This is a genomic window from Thalassobaculum sp., assembly GCF_040219615.1.
GTDB lineage: Bacteria > Pseudomonadota > Alphaproteobacteria > Thalassobaculales > Thalassobaculaceae > Thalassobaculum_A.
Map to the genome: position 1 here is coordinate 81,215 of NZ_JAVJSE010000007.1, position 16,832 is coordinate 98,046.

16 protein-coding genes are annotated in these 16,832 nt (G+C 70.2%); 8 read left to right on the forward strand and 8 right to left on the reverse strand.

Features of this window, described 5'->3' with window-relative positions:
* Nucleotides 1-624: 624 nt before the first annotated feature.
* Nucleotides 625-2,871 carry a calcium-binding protein gene (locus tag RIC31_RS02605; protein ID WP_350102659.1) on the forward strand — a complete coding sequence of 749 codons (2,247 nt, stop codon included), beginning with the start codon at nucleotides 625-627 and terminating at the stop codon, nucleotides 2,869-2,871.
* 148 nt (nucleotides 2,872-3,019) lie between these two features.
* Nucleotides 3,020-3,868, forward strand: coding sequence for a phytanoyl-CoA dioxygenase family protein (locus RIC31_RS02610; protein ID WP_350102661.1), 849 nt, complete (start codon nucleotides 3,020-3,022; stop codon nucleotides 3,866-3,868).
* Between the two features lie 23 nt (nucleotides 3,869-3,891).
* Here RIC31_RS02610 and RIC31_RS02615 read toward each other — a convergent pair whose 3' ends face one another.
* The 5 genes from RIC31_RS02615 to RIC31_RS02635 all read right to left on the reverse strand — a co-directional run bounded on the left by RIC31_RS02615 (nucleotide 3,892) and on the right by RIC31_RS02635 (nucleotide 8,131).
* A complete protein-coding gene (locus tag RIC31_RS02615) occupies nucleotides 3,892-4,335 on the reverse strand; it encodes an SRPBCC family protein (protein ID WP_350102664.1) in 444 nt (147 codons plus the stop codon).
* A gap of 154 nt (nucleotides 4,336-4,489) precedes the next feature.
* Nucleotides 4,490-5,443 carry a threonine ammonia-lyase gene (locus RIC31_RS02620; protein ID WP_350102667.1) on the reverse strand — a complete coding sequence of 318 codons (954 nt, stop codon included), beginning with the start codon at nucleotides 5,441-5,443 and terminating at the stop codon, nucleotides 4,490-4,492.
* Complete coding sequence (locus RIC31_RS02625) at nucleotides 5,443-6,183, reverse strand: SDR family oxidoreductase (RefSeq protein ID WP_350102670.1); 741 nt, start codon at nucleotides 6,181-6,183, stop codon at nucleotides 5,443-5,445. Before RIC31_RS02625 ends, RIC31_RS02620 begins: the two co-directional genes overlap by 1 nt.
* Nucleotides 6,184-6,327: 144 nt before the next feature.
* Nucleotides 6,328-7,197 carry a DMT family transporter gene (locus RIC31_RS02630; protein ID WP_350102673.1) on the reverse strand — a complete coding sequence of 290 codons (870 nt, stop codon included), beginning with the start codon at nucleotides 7,195-7,197 and terminating at the stop codon, nucleotides 6,328-6,330.
* Between the two features lie 10 nt (nucleotides 7,198-7,207).
* On the reverse strand, nucleotides 7,208-8,131 hold the full coding sequence (locus tag RIC31_RS02635; RefSeq protein ID WP_350102676.1) for a bifunctional helix-turn-helix transcriptional regulator/GNAT family N-acetyltransferase: 924 nt from the start codon (nucleotides 8,129-8,131) through the stop codon (nucleotides 7,208-7,210).
* Nucleotides 8,132-8,303: 172 nt separating this feature from the next.
* On the opposite strand from RIC31_RS02635, the gene RIC31_RS02640 reads away from it, so the two are divergent.
* Both RIC31_RS02640 and RIC31_RS02645 read left to right on the forward strand, forming a co-directional pair.
* Nucleotides 8,304-9,839 carry a UxaA family hydrolase gene (locus RIC31_RS02640; RefSeq protein WP_350102679.1) on the forward strand — a complete coding sequence of 512 codons (1,536 nt, stop codon included), beginning with the start codon at nucleotides 8,304-8,306 and terminating at the stop codon, nucleotides 9,837-9,839.
* A gap of 22 nt (nucleotides 9,840-9,861) precedes the next feature.
* Nucleotides 9,862-10,359: an NUDIX domain-containing protein gene (locus tag RIC31_RS02645; RefSeq protein WP_350102681.1), complete on the forward strand. Its 498-nt coding sequence runs from the start codon at nucleotides 9,862-9,864 to the stop codon at nucleotides 10,357-10,359.
* A gap of 152 nt (nucleotides 10,360-10,511) precedes the next feature.
* On the opposite strand, the gene RIC31_RS02650 is transcribed toward RIC31_RS02645, so the two are convergent.
* A complete protein-coding gene (locus RIC31_RS02650; RefSeq protein ID WP_350102684.1) occupies nucleotides 10,512-11,135 on the reverse strand; it encodes a pyridoxamine 5'-phosphate oxidase family protein in 624 nt (207 codons plus the stop codon).
* Between the two features lie 48 nt (nucleotides 11,136-11,183).
* Entirely contained in the window at nucleotides 11,184-12,023 is an 840-nt protein-coding gene (locus tag RIC31_RS02655) for a flagellin (RefSeq protein WP_350102686.1), read from the reverse strand.
* A gap of 50 nt (nucleotides 12,024-12,073) precedes the next feature.
* Between RIC31_RS02655 and RIC31_RS02660 the strand changes: the two genes are divergently transcribed.
* Together RIC31_RS02660 and RIC31_RS02665 are read left to right on the forward strand one after the other, a co-directional pair.
* A complete protein-coding gene (locus tag RIC31_RS02660) occupies nucleotides 12,074-13,159 on the forward strand; it encodes an amidohydrolase family protein (protein ID WP_350102689.1) in 1,086 nt (361 codons plus the stop codon).
* Between the two features lie 4 nt (nucleotides 13,160-13,163).
* On the forward strand, nucleotides 13,164-14,864 hold the full coding sequence (locus RIC31_RS02665) for a Na/Pi cotransporter family protein (RefSeq protein ID WP_350102691.1): 1,701 nt from the start codon (nucleotides 13,164-13,166) through the stop codon (nucleotides 14,862-14,864).
* On the opposite strand, the gene RIC31_RS02670 is transcribed toward RIC31_RS02665, so the two are convergent.
* Entirely contained in the window at nucleotides 14,851-15,561 is a 711-nt protein-coding gene (locus RIC31_RS02670) for a DUF938 domain-containing protein (protein ID WP_350102694.1), read from the reverse strand. The two genes, RIC31_RS02665 and RIC31_RS02670, sit on opposite strands and share 14 nt — an antisense overlap.
* A gap of 75 nt (nucleotides 15,562-15,636) precedes the next feature.
* On the opposite strand from RIC31_RS02670, the gene RIC31_RS02675 reads away from it, so the two are divergent.
* Nucleotides 15,637-16,116: a tellurite resistance TerB family protein gene (locus RIC31_RS02675; protein ID WP_350102698.1), complete on the forward strand. Its 480-nt coding sequence runs from the start codon at nucleotides 15,637-15,639 to the stop codon at nucleotides 16,114-16,116.
* A gap of 33 nt (nucleotides 16,117-16,149) precedes the next feature.
* Nucleotides 16,150-16,488 carry a ferredoxin FdxA gene (fdxA, locus tag RIC31_RS02680; RefSeq protein ID WP_350102702.1) on the forward strand — a complete coding sequence of 113 codons (339 nt, stop codon included), beginning with the start codon at nucleotides 16,150-16,152 and terminating at the stop codon, nucleotides 16,486-16,488.
* Nucleotides 16,489-16,832: the final 344 nt, after the last annotated feature.

The window sequence follows — 16,832 nt, forward strand, 5'->3', positions numbered from 1 at the left end:
GGTCGACTTGCACCGCGGCGGTCCAGATTTTCTTATACTGCCGCGCCGGGCTCGACGATAGCGTGCCGGGCTTCCGCGCCGGCCTCCGAAACCCAGGCCGTCTTCACGGCCTCGAAACCGACGTCGACGGGATCGAGCCCGCGGATGGTTCGACTGCGAACTCGGATCGGATTCTGTCAAGTATTGTCATACTTGTTCCGTTGACAGAACGAATAACCTACAGGAATAATCCTGTAGGTGGGTTTGCATGCGGTCGTAGTTCAAGTGCCCGCGCAAGCATCGGATGGGGGCGATCCAGATCATGGTCGTCGCTTTGGATGGTTGCTCTGCCAGATCGGGATTCGTGTGTATCGGGCGAGCGCGCGGCGCTCGGTTCCTGGCGCGAGCGTTGGGGGACGTCGATGGCTAGAGTTGCGCTCGACCACGACCGGCCTTCGCCGCCGTCCGGTTGCTTGGGCGGTGCGCGCAAAGCTATGACAACCGAAGAAGTTCCGGAGTTTGACGAAATCGCTCATCGGCCGCGACTGTCGAGTTCACGTTGCATTTATTGATGATCAAGGAAGATTTTGTTCAGCGTCAATGGTCTGTAATTGCTTGAAGACGTGATGGGAAGGGAGGTGTCAGTTGTCAGATACTGAAGAGGAAGACGACGTCCTCCCGCCCCCAATACCTGAGGAAGACGATTCCGTCACGCTCGATTCCAACAGTAACTCATTCACCGGAACCGCCGGCGCCGACACAGTCTACGGCGGAGACGGCGACGACACCCTGTTCGGGGGGCTCAGCGGCGACCACCTGTTCGGGCAGGCCGGCAACGACCAGTTGTTCGGGCAGGGGGGAGACGATTCGCTGTTCGGTGGCGCGGGCGCCGATACGCTGAGCGGCGGCGCAGGCAACGACTTGCTCAGTGGCGGTAGTGATAACGACGTCCTTTTCGGCGGCGACGGAGACGACCGCCTATACGGTGCCGACGGCAATGACACGCTCAGTGGCGGTGCCGGCAATGATTCGCACACGGGTGGTGCTGGCAACGATCTCCTGGTCGGGGGAAACGGCAACGACATACTGACCGGCGGAGACGGCAACGACCAGTTGCTTGGCGGCAACGGCAACGACGGCCTCACCGGCGGGAATGGCAGCGACACCCTGTCAGGCGGAAGCGGCGATGATGATTTTCGCGGCGGGGGCGGCGGTGACCTGATCGTCGGCGGCGCGGGGAACGACAGCCTGACGGGTGGCCAAGGCAATGACACGCTTTCCGGCGGCGCCGGCAACGACCTTGTCACCGCCGGATTCGGAGACGACACGGCCTACGGCGGTGACGGTGATGACACCGTCGTTGCCTGGGCCGGCCAGGATCTGTTGTACGGCGGCGCCGGCAACGACCTCTTCACCATCACGACCGCCACGAACGAGACGGACACCATCGCCGATTTCGCAGTCGGCGACACCCTCGTCATCACCGGCCAGGACGCCAGCTCGCTCGACGGCCAGGCGGCGTCCGCCACGATCAGCTTCGGAACCAATCACGGGATCGCGTTCACCGGCATAAGCGCGGCCAGTGGAACTTGGACCGCCACTTTTGCAGGCGGCAACACCACGATCACGCTGACGGCGCCGCCCAGCGGCGGGGGCGGCAGCGGCGGCGGCGACCCCGGCCCGTTGATCGTCGCCGACGCCGCGCCGGGCAACGACACCGGCGGCGCGCGCACCATCACCAACAACAGCGGCGGCTCCGGCAGTGCCGCGATCGTCCAGAACACCGGCAACAACAGCAACATCGTCACCGCAATCCTGCCGCCGTCTGTCAGCATCTCGTCGGCGGGGCCTGCCGCTGCGCAGTCCGGCCAGGGCGCGGTCACAACCCTCATCACCGCGATCCAGTCCCGCGGCTCGACCGGCGAGACCGACCTCGTCGGCGGCGCCCAGACCTTTCTGAACAACCTCGCCTCGACCACCAGTCTAGACATCCGTACGATCGTGCCGACGGTGGGTACGGGGATCACCACGGACGACCCGATCGTCATCACCGGCACCAGCGGCGGCGGCCAGTCCGAGGCCTTCGTGATCGACATGCGGTCGATCAGCGGCAAGGTCCTGCAACTCGACAACATCGAGTTCACCTCGATCATCGGCAACGCCACGGTCACGGGCGGGTCGGGCGACAACTACGCGACCGGAGACGACAACGCGCAGTTCATCTCGCTGGGCGAGGGCGACGACACGCTCTACGGCGGCGATGGCGCCGACACCATCGGCTCCGGCGGCGGCAACGACAGCCTGTTCGGCGACGGCGGCACCGACATCGTGTTCGGCGGCACCGGCCTGGACTCGCTGTGGGGCGGCACCGAGAGCGACGTCGTCTACGGCAACCAGCAGGACGACGTGCTGTACGGCAACCAGCAGGACGACACCCTGTACGGCGGCCAGGACGCCGACACGGTGTACGGCGGACAGGATTCCGACATGCTGTACGGCAACCTCGCCGACGACGTGCTGTATGGCAACATGGGGTCGGACACCTTGTACGGCGGCCAGGGCAACGACGTGCTCTCCGGCGGCCAGGGCGACGATCTCCTGGTCGGCGGGATGGGCGACGATCTGATCGCGTCCGGCAGCGGTTCGGACACGATCGCCATCGGCGCCGACAGCGGGATCGACACGCTGGCGGATTTTTCCGGGACCGCGGGCGATCGAATCCAGCTCGTCTCGAACATCAACGGCACCGGGATCGGCTCGTTCGCGGAAGTCGCGGCTGCCGCGACCGACACCGCCGACGGCGTCCGGATCGACCTCGGCAACGGCAACAGCATGACGCTCGCCGGCGCGAAGACGACCGACCTGCAGTCGGACTGGTTCGTGTTCACGTAGCCGGCGATCACACCGATCCCGGCCGATGTCAGCTCTGCCGCCCCCGCGACGGGAGCGCGCTGGCATTTCGCTCCCGGAAGGTCTGAAATGCCCGGAAGGACGGCCGTGCACGGCCGTCGCCCGGAACCGAGCAAGAGGGAGGACCATCATGAGCAGCGCGCCTTCGCCCCGCGCCCTGACCCCCGAGCAGATCGCCGCCTTCGAGCGCGACGGCTACCTGATCCTGCGCGGCCTGTTCGACCCCGAGGAGGTCGGGCTGCTGCGGACCGCCATGGAGCAGGACCCATCGGTGCGCGACCACATGCTGGTGCGCGCCGACGGCGAGGGCGGCGGCACCCGGATCGCGCTGTGGAACCGGGCCGGCGACAGCGTCTACGGCCTGGCTGCCCGCTCGGCCCGCATGGTCGACGCCGCCGAGGCCCTGCTGGGCGGGCCGGTCTATCACTTCCAGTCCAAGCTGACCGCCAAGGACGCCGGCGGCGGCGGCGCCTGGGAATGGCACCAGGACTACGGCTACTGGTACCACAACGGCTGCCTCTGGCCGCGGCTGCTGAGCTGCATGATCGCGCTCGACCGCACCGACCGCGAGAACGGCTGCCTGCAGTTCATCATGGGCTCGCACCATCTGGGCCGGGTCGAGCACGTGCAGATCTCCAAGGAACAGAACGGCATCGACCCCGCCCGGGTGGCGGCCGCCGAGGCACGCCTCGAGAGGGTCTACGCCGAGCTCGACCCCGGCGACACCGTGATCTTCCACTGCAACATGTTCCACCGCTCCGACCAGAACCGCTCGGACCGCCGGCGCTGGACCCTGATCGTCTGCTACAACCGGGTCGACAACGATACCATCACCCGCGACGACGACCGCTACTACGTGCCGCTGGAGCGGGTGCCGGACGACGCCATCAGGGCGGCCGGCCTGAAGTTCGCCGCCCCCGGCAACGACGAGCACTTCACCAGCACGCCCTACGTCCCGCAAGTCGGGGCGGCGGAGTAAGGGCGCGGGCCGCTACCGATAGGCTACTGCGCGATCTCGGGCTCGACCAGCCTCGCCAGGTTTCGCAGCGACTCCTGCCATCCCAGGTAGCAGGCCTCGGCCGGAATGGCGTCGGGCACACCGGCCTGCTCGATCTGCAGGTCGGTGCCGACCGATACCTTCGTCAGGGTCACGGTCACCTGCATCTCGCCCGGCAGCCCGGGATCGTCGAACACGTCGGTGTAGCGCAGGCGCTCACCCGGAACGAGCTCGACATACTCGCCGCCGAAGGCGTGGCTGTGGCCGGTCGTGAAGTTCCGGAAGGACATCCTGAAGGTGCCGCCGACCGTCGCCTCCAGATGATGCACGGTGCAGGCGAAACCGTCGGGCGGCAGCCACTTCGCGAGCGCGTCCGCCTCGATGAAGGCGCGATAGACCTTCTCCGGGCTGGTCGCGAGGACGCGGTGCAGGCGAATGGTGCTGGGCATGTCGGTTATCCTCCTGATCTGACGGAGAGGACGTCGGCGCCGGTCGGGCGCGAGGCACCCCGGGAACCGGACGCGGCGGTCCATGCCCCGAGGACGAACGGGGCCGGGCCGGTCCTACACGGGGTCGCGGAATTCTTCCGAGCACCCCGCGCCGCTATTCCAGCCCGTCGGTCCCCGCGCCGCAGACCAGCGCGCAGACCGTCGAGCCCGGCCGTACGGTCACCGAGCCGGTCATCAGGGCGGCGACCGCGGCGGCGCCGCTCAACTCGGCCGCGAGTCCGCACTCGAACCAAAGCCAGCGCGCCGCCTCGACCATCGCCTGGTCGGACACCAGCACCAGGTCGTCGACGTTGGCCGAAACCAGCTCGAAGTTCAGCGCCTCGGTGCGGCGCGGCGCCAGGGTGCCGGCGGCGGTGGTGATGGCGTCCAGGGTGACCATCCTCCCCGCGGCCCGGCTGGCGTGGTGGGTCGGCGCGCCCTCGGGCTCGATGCCGACGATGCGCACGCCCGGGCGAAGCGCCTTGATGGCGGTCGCCACGCCGGCGATCAGGCCGCCGCCGCCGATCGCCACCAGCACGGTGTCGACCTCGGGGATCTGCTCGACGATCTCCAGCCCCATGGTGCCCTGGCCGGCGACCACCGCCGGCGCCGAGAACGGGTGCAGGAACGTCATGCCCTCGGCCTCGGCGCGCGCCGTCGCGGCTACTGCCGCCTCGTCGAACACCGCGCCCTCGACCACCACCTCGGCACCCCAGGCCTTCAGCTTCTCGGCCTTGGCGGCGGGGGCGCTGGTCGGCAGGTAGACCACGGCGCGGGTGCCGGCGGTGTGGGCAGCGTAGGCGACCGCCAGGCCGTGGTTGCCGCCGGACGCGGTGATCAGGCCGCGCGCCACCTGCTCCTCGGGCAGAGACAGCAGGGCGTTCGTCGCGCCGCGCACCTTGAAGCTGCCGGTCGGCTGCAGGCAGTCGAGCTTCAGCACCAGCCGCGAGTCCGGGATCACCGGGCTGCGGGCCGGGCCGACCTCCAGCACCGGCGACAGCCGGACCTTGCCGGCGATCCGGCGGCGAGCGGCCTGGATGTCGGCGAGCGTGACGGTGTCGGTCGCCATCAGCCGGCGATCCCGCCGTCGACGATGAAGTGCTGGCCGGTGGTGTAGGCGCTCTCGTCGCCGGCCAGGTACAGCGCCATCGCCGCGATCTCCTCGGCGGTGCCGAGCCGGCCGAGCGGCTGGCGGGCGATGAAGTCCTTGCGGGCCTGGACCGGGTCGTCGAAGGCGGCGATGCGGTCGTCCAGCGACGGCGACTGCACGGTGCCCGGGCAGATGCAGTTGCAGCGGATGCCCTGGCGCAGGAAGTCGGCCGACACCGACTTGGTCAGGCCGATCACGGCGGCCTTGCTGGTGCCGTAGACGAAGCGCAGCGGGATGCCCTTCACGCTGCCCGACACCGACGACATGTTGATGATCGAGCCGCCGCCGTTCGCCAGCATCGCCGGCAGGAATGCCCGGATCATCCGGTACATCGCACGCACGTTCAGGTTCATCGAGAACTCGAAGGCGTCCTCGTCGCAGTCCAGGATGCTGCCGTGGTGCACGTAGCCGGCGCAGTTGAACAGCACGTCGACGGCGCCGATCTCATGAGCGGCCGCCTTGATGGCGTCCGGGTTCAGCACGTCGAGCACCCGGGTGGTGATGCCGGGGATGCCCTCCATCTCCGCGAGCCTGGCGGGATTGATATCGGTCGCGATCACCGACGCGCCCTCGCGGGCGTACGCCTCGACGGTGGCCCGCCCGATGCCCTGCGCCGCCGCGGTGACGAGCGCCTTCTTCCCCTGCAGCCGACCGGCCATGGGTGTCCTCCCGGATTTTTCGTCGGATCCGGCGCGTCGCCGGCCATTCAACGCGGGAGACTAGCCGATCCGCCGTCGCTGTCCACGGCTGCGAATGGGGCCGGCGCGGAGGACGCCGGTGCCGGGCCGTGATGGTCGTGACAGCTAACGCAGCGCCACGCCCAGCCCCGTCACCACCAGCACCAGCCCGGCGACCGCGCCGGCGGTCAGCGGTTCGCCCAGGACCAGCGTGCCGAGCAGGGCGGCGGTGACCGGGCTGAGACCCAGGAACATGGTCACCCGGGTCGGCGGCGCGTGGCGGAGCGCGAACAGCCACCACAGATAGCCGACGGCGCTCGACAGGCCGATGAACAGGATCGCCGCCCAGCCGGCAAGGTCGACCTGCGGCCAGCCGTCGAACAGGCCCTCGCCTGCCGCGACCAGGGCCAGGAAGCCGACCGACGCCGCCATCGCCGCGAAGCCTACCGACAGGGTCGGATAGCGCTCCAGATACGGCCGGTACAGCACCGAGCACACCGCGCCGGTCAGTGCCGCGCCGAGCGCGGCGGCGGCTCCCAGCCACTCGCCGGGCCCGCCGACCCCGGCGACCGCGCCCTCGCCGAGGGTCAGGCCGACGCCCAGGACCGAGACCGCGACCCCGAGCGCCACCCGGGCCGACGGCGGCTCGCGCCGGGTGGCGGCGCCGAGCACCAGGGTCAGCAGCGGGAAGGTCGCGAACAGCAGGCCGGCGCGGGCTGCCGGGATGTACTGCAGGGACAGGTTCAGCAGCGCCACCAGCACCCCGAACTGCAGGATGCCGAGGATCGCGACCGGTGCCACGTCGCGCGCCCGGAACCGCGGCAGGCCCGACGCCAGCACCAGCGGCGCCAGGCACAGGCAGCCGACCGCATAGCGCAGCAGCGCCAGCGAGCCCGGCCCGACCTGGCCGACCGCGAAGCGGGTGGCGACGATGGCGCCGCCGACCTGGATCCCGGTGCCGACGGCCGCGAGGATCGCCAGCCGGTAGGGCGTCACGGATGGCTACTCACAGATCCAGGGTCCAGGTCTCGCCGACCATGTCCTGGCCGAAGCTGTGGTGCGGCTCGCTCTCGACCAGGGTGAAGCCGCCGGTCTCGTAGATCCTGCGGGCGGCGATCAGGATGTCGTTGGTCCACAGCACCATGCGCTGGTAGCCGGTGGCGCGGGCATAGGCGACCGCCTCGTCGACCAGCCGGCGGCCGATGCCGAGGCCGCGGGCCGACGGCTCGACATACAGCAGCCGCAGCTTCGCCGTCGTGTCGTCCTGGCGGACGACGAACACCGAGCCGACCGGTTCGCCGTCGCGCTCGGCCACCCAGCAGCGCTCGCGCGCCGGGTCGAAGTTGCGGATGAAGCCGGCGGCGACCTCGGCCACCAGCGCCTCGAAGTCGGTGTCGAATCCGTACTCCTGGGCGTACAGCGCGGCGTGGCGGTGGATGATCCAGCCCATGTCGCCCGGCCGGTGCGGCCGCAGCACCACGGTCGGGGCGGGTTTGCGGCGATCGCCAATCAGGGTCTCGATGGTCCGCATGGCGTCGACCAGCCGCGCCTGGTCGGCCTCGGACAGCGGCGCCAGCACCGTGGCGACCTCGGCGCGCGAGCGCTCGTTCAGCGGTGCGAAGGCGGCGGCCCCGGTTTCGGTCAGCGAGAGTTGCTGGCGGCGGGCGTCGCCTTCGGCGGTGCTCGTGGTCAGCAGCCCGCGCTCCCGGAAGCCGCGCAGGGTGCGGCTCAGATAGCCGGGATCCAGGCCGAGGTCGCGGCCGAGCTCGCTGGCGGTCACGCCGGGGCGGTGCGCCAGCTCGTAGAGGATTCGGCACTCGGTCAGCGAGAACGAGCTTTCCAGCAGGCCTTCGTTCAGCGCGCCGATCTGGCGGGTGATGAAGCGGTTGAAGGCGCGGACCGCTTCGATGCGGGAGTCGTTGTCGGTCATGACGGTCGCCCGATTGTCTCTTGTCAATGTCAATGATAAAGTTGCCAAAGTCAAATAAATATCAGATGTCAGCGGTGCGATTCCGGATCCGGACTCATTGCGGCCGATGCGCCGCGCGCTATGATCCGGCCGCAATGATTCCGACATCGAATCCATCCCAGGAGTGACCGCCATGGCCGACGCCGATCCCGTGCGGCTGACCATCCGCCTGAACGCCGCCGACAACGTGATCACGGCCCGCGCCGAGCTGCTGCCCGGCACCGAGATCCCGGGCGAGGGCCTCACGGTCGCCCAGCCGATCCCGTCCGGCCACAAGGTCGCGACCCGGGCGATCGCGGCCGGCGAGCCGATCCGCAAATACGACCAGATCATCGGCTTCGCGACCGACGCGATCGCGGTCGGCGAGCACGTCCATGTGCACAACGTCGAGATGCACGACTTCGAGCGCGACTACGCCTTCGGGGTCGACGCCAGGCCGACCGCCTATTTCAACGACTCGGAACTGGCGACCTTCCAGGGCTTCCGGCGCGACAGCGGCCGCATCGGCACCCGCAACTACATCGGCGTGCTGACCAGCGTGAACTGCTCGGCGACTGCCGCGAAGTACATCGCCGAGGCGATCACCCCGGAGGTCCTGGCCAAGTACCCGAACGTCGACGGCGTGGTCGCCCTGACCCACTCGACCGGCTGCGGCATGGCCGGCGACGGCGAGGGCTACGCCAACCTGCAGCGGGTGCTGTGGGGCATGGCGCGGCACCCGAACTTCGCCGGCGTTCTGATGGTCGGCCTCGGCTGCGAGGTCAACCAGATCGACTTCCTGCTGGAGGCCTACGGCGTCAAGCGGGGCGCGGGCTTCCAGACCATGAACATCCAGGACGCCGGCGGCCTCCGGAAGACCGTCGAATGGGGGTCCGGGGTCATCAAGGAAATGCTGCCCGAGGCGAACAAGGCCGAACGCGGGACGTGCCCGGCGAGCGAGCTGACCCTGGCCCTGCAGTGCGGCGGCTCGGACGCCTATTCCGGCATCACCGCCAATCCGGCGCTCGGCGAGGCCGCCAACCTGCTGGTCCGGCACGGCGGCACCGCGGTGCTGGCCGAGACCCCGGAGATCTACGGGGCCGAGCACCTGCTGACCCGCCGCGCGGTCAGCCGCGAGGTCGGCGAGAAGCTGATCGAGCGCATCAAGTGGTGGGAGGACTACACCGCCCGCAACGGCGGCGAGATGAACAACAACCCGTCGCCGGGCAACAAGCGCGGCGGCCTGACCACCATCCTGGAGAAGTCGCTGGGCGCGGCCGCCAAGGGCGGCACCACCAACCTGACCGGCGTCTACAAATACGGCGAGCCGGTCACCGCCAAGGGCTTCACCTTCATGGACAGCCCCGGCTACGACCCGGCCTCGATCACCGGGCAGGTGGCGAGCGGCTCGAACATCGTGACCTTCACCACCGGCCGCGGCTCGGTCTACGGCTGCAAGCCGGCGCCGTCGCTGAAGCTCGCCACCAACAGCACGATGTACAGGAAGATGTCCGACGACATGGACATCAACTGCGGCGCCGTGATCGACGAGGGCATCTCGGTCGAGGAGATGGGAAAGCGCATCTTCGACCGCCTGCTCGAGGTCGCGTCCGGCTCCAAGACCAAGTCCGAGGAGCAGGGCATGGGCGACAACGAGTTCATCCCCTGGCAGATCGGCGCGGTGATGTGAGGAGTCGGATAGGAGGGACCGCATGAGCGGGTCCTTCGCCGACAGCTATCTCGGCAGGCTCCGGGCGGTGATCGGCAGCCGCCCGGTGCTGATGCCCGGCGCCCGGGTGATCGTCGAGGACTCCGCCGGGCGGATCCTGCTGATCCTGCGCGGCGACATGAAGCTGTGGGGCTGGCCCGCCGGCTCCGGCGAGATCGGCCAGAGCATCGAGGACACCGCCCGCCAGGAACTGCTGGAGGAGGCCGGGCTGACCGCCCACCGCCTCGTGCCGGTCGGGTTCTCCAGTCACCCGGCCGACGACCGCATCCAGTATCCGAACGGCGACGTGCTGCACGCCTTCGCGATGATCTTCCACTGCACCGAGTGGACCGGAACGCCGCGGGCCGACGGCCACGAGAGCCTGGACGTGCGCTGGTTCGCCCAGGACGCCCTGCCCGCCGACCGCACGCTCGCGGTCTCCCGCACCCTCGGCGCCCTGCAGCGCTACAAGGCGACCGGCAGCGCGTTCCAGCTGATCTGAGGGGGTGGCGGCGGGCGGGTCCCGGGTCGCGCTTCGCTTGCCCGGGATGACGTCAGATATAGAGGGGCCTGCTGCAACTCCCCCTCCTGTCGTCATCCCGGACCGACACGCGCAGGCGTGGCGGAGCCGGGACCCACGAGGCGACAGGTGTGTCAGTACAGCCCGCGCTCCGCCATGATCTTCGCTTGGCGCTCGGATTCCTCCAGCGTGATGCCGGCCACGTGGTCGGTCAGCATCTCGGTGTAGCTCGGCAGCGACGACCGGTCGATGCGCCTGTCCGGGTTCCACAGGTCGGAGCGCACCAGCGCCTTCGAGCAGTGCAGGAACGCTTCCCGGACCTCGACCAGCACCCCGACCTTCGGGGCCCGGCGCTGCATGGTCAGCGGTTCCAGCAGGCGCGGGTCGTCGGTGATCCGGCCGGTGCCGTTGATCCGCAGGGTCTCGCCCATGCCCGGCACCAGGAACAGCATGCCGATCGCCGGATTGGCCAGCAGGTTGACCAGGTTGTCGAGCCGGTTGTTGCCGACCCGGTCGGGCAGCAGCAAGTGGGTGTCGTCGAGCACCGCGACGAAGCCCGGCGGATCGCCGCGCGGCGAGACGTCGGCGCCGTCCGGCCCCTGGGTCGAGATCACGCAGAACGGCGACAGCGCCAGGATCGAGCGGCAATGCCTGTCGAGACGGGTCAGCACCTTGTCGGCGGCCCTGCTCATCGGCGCCAGGTGCATGGCGCGCAACGCCGTCGCGTCGGTCACGAAGCTGATGTCGTCGGGCAGCATGCATCCCTCCCGCTGGCTCGGTCAGTCGGCAGTCTAGAAGGCCGGGCCTTACTGGAACAGTCCGAGCAGGACCTGCGGGCCCTGGTTGGCGATGCCGAGGGTCTGGGTGGCGAGCTGCTGGCGCACCTGGATGGCGCTCTGCTCGGCGGAGGCGCGCGCGATGTCGGCGTCGACGATGTTGCCGAGGCCCTCCTCGGTGGCGTCCAGCACGCCCTGCAGCTGCTCGGTCTGCAACTCGAGCTGACGCAGGTCGCTGCCGAGCTCGCCGAGGGCGTCGTTCACCAGCTGCTGGTCCTGCTCGAACTGGGTGAGCGCGGCCAGGGCGTTCGCCGGGGTCGAGATATCCTCGTTCGACAGCCTGGCATAGGCCAGGTCGAGCCGCTGGCCGCGCAGCCGGATGGTGTCGCCCTCCAGGTTGGCCAGCACGTCGACGTCGCGCACCGTGCCGACCGCCAGGTTGAAGGGGATCGCGACCTCGATCAGGATGTTGATGCCGTTGTATTCGCTGTTCTCGAGGATCTGGCGCATCTGGGCGAGCAGTTCCCCGTAGTCGTCCTGCAGGATCGCCTGCTGCTGGGTGGTGTTGCCCTCGTTGGCGCCCTCGGTGATCTTCTTGCGGATGTCGGCCATCAGGTCGGAGACCGCGGTGGCGCCGGCCAGCGCCACCTTGGCGATCCCCTTGGCGTTGTTCAGCCCCTGGATGACCGCGCCGCCGGCCTTGATGTCGCCGCGCAAACCCTGGGCGATCGCGAAGTTCGAGGCGTCGTCGGCGGCGCCGCGGACCTTCTGGCCGGTCGAGACCGTGTCGCCGATGGTGGCGGCGCGCCGGTTCGCGCTTTCCAGGTTGCGGAGCGCGGTCAGGGCCTCGGGGTTGGTGTTGATCGACATCACCATGCCGATTGGTTAAGCAAGGACGGTGCCAGACACAGGGGCTGCCCGTGGCCAAGTTCCCGCTGATCCTGCCGAGCGACCCGTTGTTCTACGAGCTGCCGCCGCCGCCGGGGCCCGGTTCGGGGCGCAGCTTCGAGTCCATGCTGCAGGAGACGGTCGAAGACGGCGACGGGGAGGTCCGGACGGATGGCGACGAGGAGGGCGACCCGGGACCTGCGGATCGCCCGGTGTTGCCGGGAGCGTGCGACTCCCACATTCATGTCTTCGCGGATGAGGCGAAATTTGCCTACCGGGACGGGAGCGACTATCGGCCGGATCCCGCGCCGGCCGAGAGCTATGCGCGGCTGCGTCGCCGGCTCGGCCTCGACCGGGTGGTGGTGGTGCAGTCGAGCGCCTACGGCTTCGACCATGCCTGCCTGCTCGACGCCCTGCAACGCCTCGACGGCGGCCCGGACGGGCAGACCGGCCGGGCCCGTGGCATTGCGGCGGTCGGGCCGGCGGTGTCGGAGGGAGAACTGCGCGACCTGGCCGCCGCCGGCTGCGTGGCGACCCGGTTCCAGATGCGCGACCCCTGGCGGCTGATCGACTGGACCGAGACCGACCGGCTGGCCGGCCGGGTGCACGATACCGTCGGCTGGGACGTCGAGCTGCAGATGGACGGAAAGTTCCTGCACGAGGTCGAGCAGCGCCTGCTCAGCTGGCCGGGCCGGGTGATCCTGGACCACGTCGGCTGCTTCCTCGGACGGGTCGGCGACCGCGAACCGGGGCTGCGCGCCCTGCTCCGTCTGATCGATGCCGACAAGGTCTGGGTCAAGCTCTCCGGCCCGGAGGAAAGCTCGAACGAGCGCCAGTCCCGGGCGCCGGGCGCGGAGCCGCCGCGCTACCGCGACGTCGAGCGGATCGCCCGGCAGCTGATACGGTTCGCGCCGGAACGCCTGGTCTGGGGCTCGAACTGGCCGCATCCGGCGGCCGGCGCCAACGCCCCCGACGACCGCTGGCTGTTCGATCTGCTGGGCGAGTGGACCGAGGACGAGGGTCTGCGCCGCCGGATCCTGGTCGACAACGCCGCCGCGCTGTTCGGCTTCAAGAGCCTGGCCGTCCCGGTAACCGGCGCCGGCCCCGGGTCGGGTTGAACCGGTGACCGCCGGCATCGTCTTCGAGGCCGTCGGCGGCCTGGCGCTGTTCCTGCTGGCGATGGCGATGATGACCGACGGCCTCCGCCTGTTCGGAGGCGCCGGCCTGAAGACGCTGCTCGAGAGATCGACCGCCACGCGGCTGCGCGGTGCGGCCGTCGGCGCCCTGGTGACGGCCCTGGTGCAGTCGTCCTCGGCGGTGACCGTGGCCACCATCGGCTTCGTCAACGCCGGCGTGCTGGGCCTGCCGCATGCGATCGGTGTCGTGTTCGGCGCCAATCTCGGGACCACGATGACCGGCTGGCTGGTCAGCCTGACCGGCTTCGGGTTCGCGATCGACACGCTGGCCCTGCCGATCCTGGCGGTCGGCGTGGCCCTGAAGCTGACCGCTCCCGGCCGGCGCGCCCAGGGCCTGGGCGAGGCGCTGGCGGGCTTCGGGCTGTTCTTCCTCGGGCTGGCGTTCCTGCAGGGCGCGTTTGCCGGCCTGTCGCAGGAACTCGCGGTCCGCCTGCCGGTCGCCCAGGGCGTTGCAGGCGTTCTCGCCTATCTCGGCATCGGGATGGCGGCGACCCTGCTCACCCAGTCGTCCAGCGCCGCCATCGCGCTGATCCTGACCGCGGCGGGGCAGCAGATCGTCGGGATGGACGCGGCGGCTGCGGCGATCATCGGCGCCAACGTCGGGACCACGTCGACCGCCGCCTTCGCCGTCATCAAGGCGACCCCGAATGCGCGGCGGGTGGCGGCGGCCCACATACTGTTCAATCTCGCGACCGGGCTGGTCGCGCTGGCGCTGCTGCCGGTCCTGCTGTGGACCCTGGGCGTGGCCGGGGGCTGGCTCGGGGTCGCCGGCCGGCCGGAGCCGGTGCTGGCGCTGTTCCATACGCTGTTCAACCTGCTCGGCGTCGTTCTGATGCTGCCGCTGGCGGACCGGATCTCGGGCGGGTTGGCGCGGCTGTTCCGGACCGCCGAGGAGGACCTGGGGCGGCCGCGCCACCTCGACCGCACGGTGGCGGCGACGCCGGCGCTGGCCGTCGCCGCCCTGCGGGCCGAGCTGAGCCGCATGCGCCGGCTGGTGCTCACGAACGTCGCCGAGGCGCTCGCGCCGACCGAGGCGCGGGCGGCCCGGGTCGAGCGGCGGGCGCAGGCCGTGGCCGGACTGGGTGCGGCGATCACCGAGTTCGCCACCACGGCCCGGATGTCGGCCCTGCCGCGGGCCGATGCCGAATCGTTGCCGGTGCTGATCCGGGTCGCCCGTTATCTCGGCGAGGCGTCGCGGCTCACGCCCGAGGCGAAGGCGCTGCGCGACGCGCTCGGCGAACCTCAGAACGCGGCGGCCAGCGCCGTCCTGGGTGCGTTCCTGGGGGGCTTGCGGCACACCTTCGCGGCCCTCTCGGAGACCGAGACGGACCCGGAGGCCGGCGGGCGGGCGCTGCGGGCGCTGGAGGCGGAGTACCAGTCGGCGAAGGCGGCGCTGCTGCGCCTCGGGGCCGACCGCCGGCTCTCGGTCGACCGCCTCGACCGGCTCCTCGACCGGCTCAGCGGCTGTCACCGCCTGATCGACCAGTTCGCCAAGGCCGAGCGGCGTCTTCGGCTGCCCCCGGCGGATGATCCGGCGGCGCCCGATGGCGACCCGGCAGGCGTCCCGTCGCCGGATGGCGGGGCGGGCGCCGAGGCGACGGCCCGGGAGCCGGTCAGCCGCGCCTGAATACCACCGTCAGGTTGTTCGACGGCATCGGCTGCACGGCGTCGAGCCGCAGGCCGGCCGCCGCGGCTGCCGGGACCAGTTCGCCCTCCAGGTCGCGGATGCCCCAGGCCGGATCCTCGGCGCGCAGGCTGGCGTCGAACCGGGCGTTGCCGTCGCCGGTGTGGTCGCCGTGGCGCCGGAACGGACCGTACAGCACCAGCGGGCCGCCCGGCGGCAGCAGCGCCGCGGCGCCGGCCAGCAGGCCCGCCACGACCGCCCAGGGTGCGATATGGATCACGTTGGTGGCGACCAGCGCCCGGATCCCGTCGTCCGGACCGACCGGCCAGCCGGCCGCCGGCGCCGCCGCGTCCAGAATCCGCGGCGGCAGCGGCCGGGCCGCCGTCTCCGGCAGGAGCGACGCCCAGGCGGCGAGGCTGCCCGCCAGGGTCGGCCGCGGGTCGCTCGGCAACCAGCGGCGTGGCGCCAGCGCGGCGGCCAAGGCGACCGCGTGCTGACCGGTGCCGGAACCGACCTCGAGCACCGTGCCGGCGTCCGGCAGCACCCGCCGCAGGACCGCCAGCAGCGGGCCCGCGTTTCGCCGGGCTGCCGGGGCGTCGCCGGCACCCGGCGGCGCCGGCTGGTCGAGCGGTGTCGGCACGGGTTCGGTGGCCAGCGCGTCGGGCGAGCCGGCGGGCCAGGGCGAATGGGACAGGGGCATGGGGGCTGACGGTCGATCCATGACCGCCTATGTAATCGGCAGGCACCTGTTTCCGCAACGCGTCCGGAGTTTCCGATGCTCGCTCGACTGCAACGCTTTCTCGACCGGATCGAGTCGGGTGGCGGATCCGCGACGGCGCCGCGCGACGAACTGGCGACCGCGGCGGCGGCCCTGCTGGCCAAGGCTGCGGCCCTCGACGGCGGGGTCGACCATCGCGAACGCGCGATCGTGGCGGAACGGCTGGTCGAGCGTTTCGGTGTACCGCGCGACGAGATCGACCAGGTGATGGCCGAGGCGGCGCAGACCGCCGAGCACGCGGTCGACCTGTACGGGTTCACCCGGATCCTGAAGGACCGGCTGGACCACGAGGGCCGGCTGATGCTGATGGAGACGCTGTGGGAGGTGGTGTACGCCGACGGCACGCTGCACGACTACGAGGCGCAGCTGATGCGCCGGCTTGCCGGGCTGCTGTTCGTCGGCGACAAGGACAGCGGCGTGGCGCGCAAGCGCGCGCTTGCGAAACTCGGTCTTGATGATGCGGGTTCGAGCGATTAAAGACCGGCGGGACGAGCCCCTGAGGAGACGTCGATGACCTACGTCGTCACGGAAGCCTGCATCAAGTGCAAGTACACCGATTGCGTGGAAGTGTGTCCGGTGGACTGCTTCTACGAAGGCGCGAACATGCTGGTCATTCACCCCGACGAGTGCATCGACTGCGGTGTCTGCGAGCCGGAATGCCCGCCCGAGGCGATTCTGCCGGACACCGAGTCGGAGGCCGAGAAGTGGCTGGAGATGAACCGCGAGTACTCCGAGCAGTGGCCGAACATCACCCGGAAGATCGACGCCCTGCCGGAGGCCGACGCGATGCAGGCCGAGAAGGGCAAGTTCGATCGGTTCTTCAGCCCGAAGCCGGGGGAGGGCACATGACCGCACGGGCCGTCCGACCCGGGTTCCGGGGCGGCATTGTCACCCGACGTTAAGAGTCAGGTAACAACTCTCTGATTTAATGAAGACGCGGTGATTTTCCCTGGGTCCGCAGCGCCAGCTCGCGGCCGCGCCCTACCATTCTGTCCCGATTTATGGTACCGTTCCTTCGTTCGGAGTCGGGACGGAGAGTCATTCCCGGCCCCGTCCCCGCAAACCGTGGGACCAGTGACGAAACCAAAGTGTTTCGGACTGCCGTTCGGTGTCGATCATGGCACCGCGGCGGCGCGCCGGGTGGGGTGGCGCGTGTCTGGCCTGCGCGGGATCCTCGGAAGGACGTGAGACAG

What these genes read in the sequence shown, in the direction of transcription:
- RIC31_RS02615 (WP_350102664.1), bottom strand. Translation starts at nt 4,335, where the DNA reads ATGCCCAGCACCATTCGCCTGCACCGCGTCCTCGCGACCAGCCCGGAG.
- RIC31_RS02675 (WP_350102698.1), top strand. Translation starts at nt 15,637, where the DNA reads ATGCTCGCTCGACTGCAACGCTTTCTCGACCGGATCGAGTCGGGTGGC.
- RIC31_RS02610 (WP_350102661.1), top strand. Translation starts at nt 3,020, where the DNA reads ATGAGCAGCGCGCCTTCGCCCCGCGCCCTGACCCCCGAGCAGATCGCC.
- RIC31_RS02670 (WP_350102694.1), bottom strand. Translation starts at nt 15,561, where the DNA reads ATGCCCCTGTCCCATTCGCCCTGGCCCGCCGGCTCGCCCGACGCGCTG.
- RIC31_RS02625 (WP_350102670.1), bottom strand. Translation starts at nt 6,183, where the DNA reads ATGGCCGGTCGGCTGCAGGGGAAGAAGGCGCTCGTCACCGCGGCGGCG.
- RIC31_RS02650 (WP_350102684.1), bottom strand. Translation starts at nt 11,135, where the DNA reads ATGCTGCCCGACGACATCAGCTTCGTGACCGACGCGACGGCGTTGCGC.
- RIC31_RS02645 (WP_350102681.1), top strand. Translation starts at nt 9,862, where the DNA reads ATGAGCGGGTCCTTCGCCGACAGCTATCTCGGCAGGCTCCGGGCGGTG.
- RIC31_RS02620 (WP_350102667.1), bottom strand. Translation starts at nt 5,443, where the DNA reads ATGGCGACCGACACCGTCACGCTCGCCGACATCCAGGCCGCTCGCCGC.
- RIC31_RS02640 (WP_350102679.1), top strand. Translation starts at nt 8,304, where the DNA reads ATGGCCGACGCCGATCCCGTGCGGCTGACCATCCGCCTGAACGCCGCC.
- RIC31_RS02655 (WP_350102686.1), bottom strand. Translation starts at nt 12,023, where the DNA reads ATGTCGATCAACACCAACCCCGAGGCCCTGACCGCGCTCCGCAACCTG.
- fdxA (WP_350102702.1), top strand. Translation starts at nt 16,150, where the DNA reads ATGACCTACGTCGTCACGGAAGCCTGCATCAAGTGCAAGTACACCGAT.
- RIC31_RS02635 (WP_350102676.1), bottom strand. Translation starts at nt 8,131, where the DNA reads ATGACCGACAACGACTCCCGCATCGAAGCGGTCCGCGCCTTCAACCGC.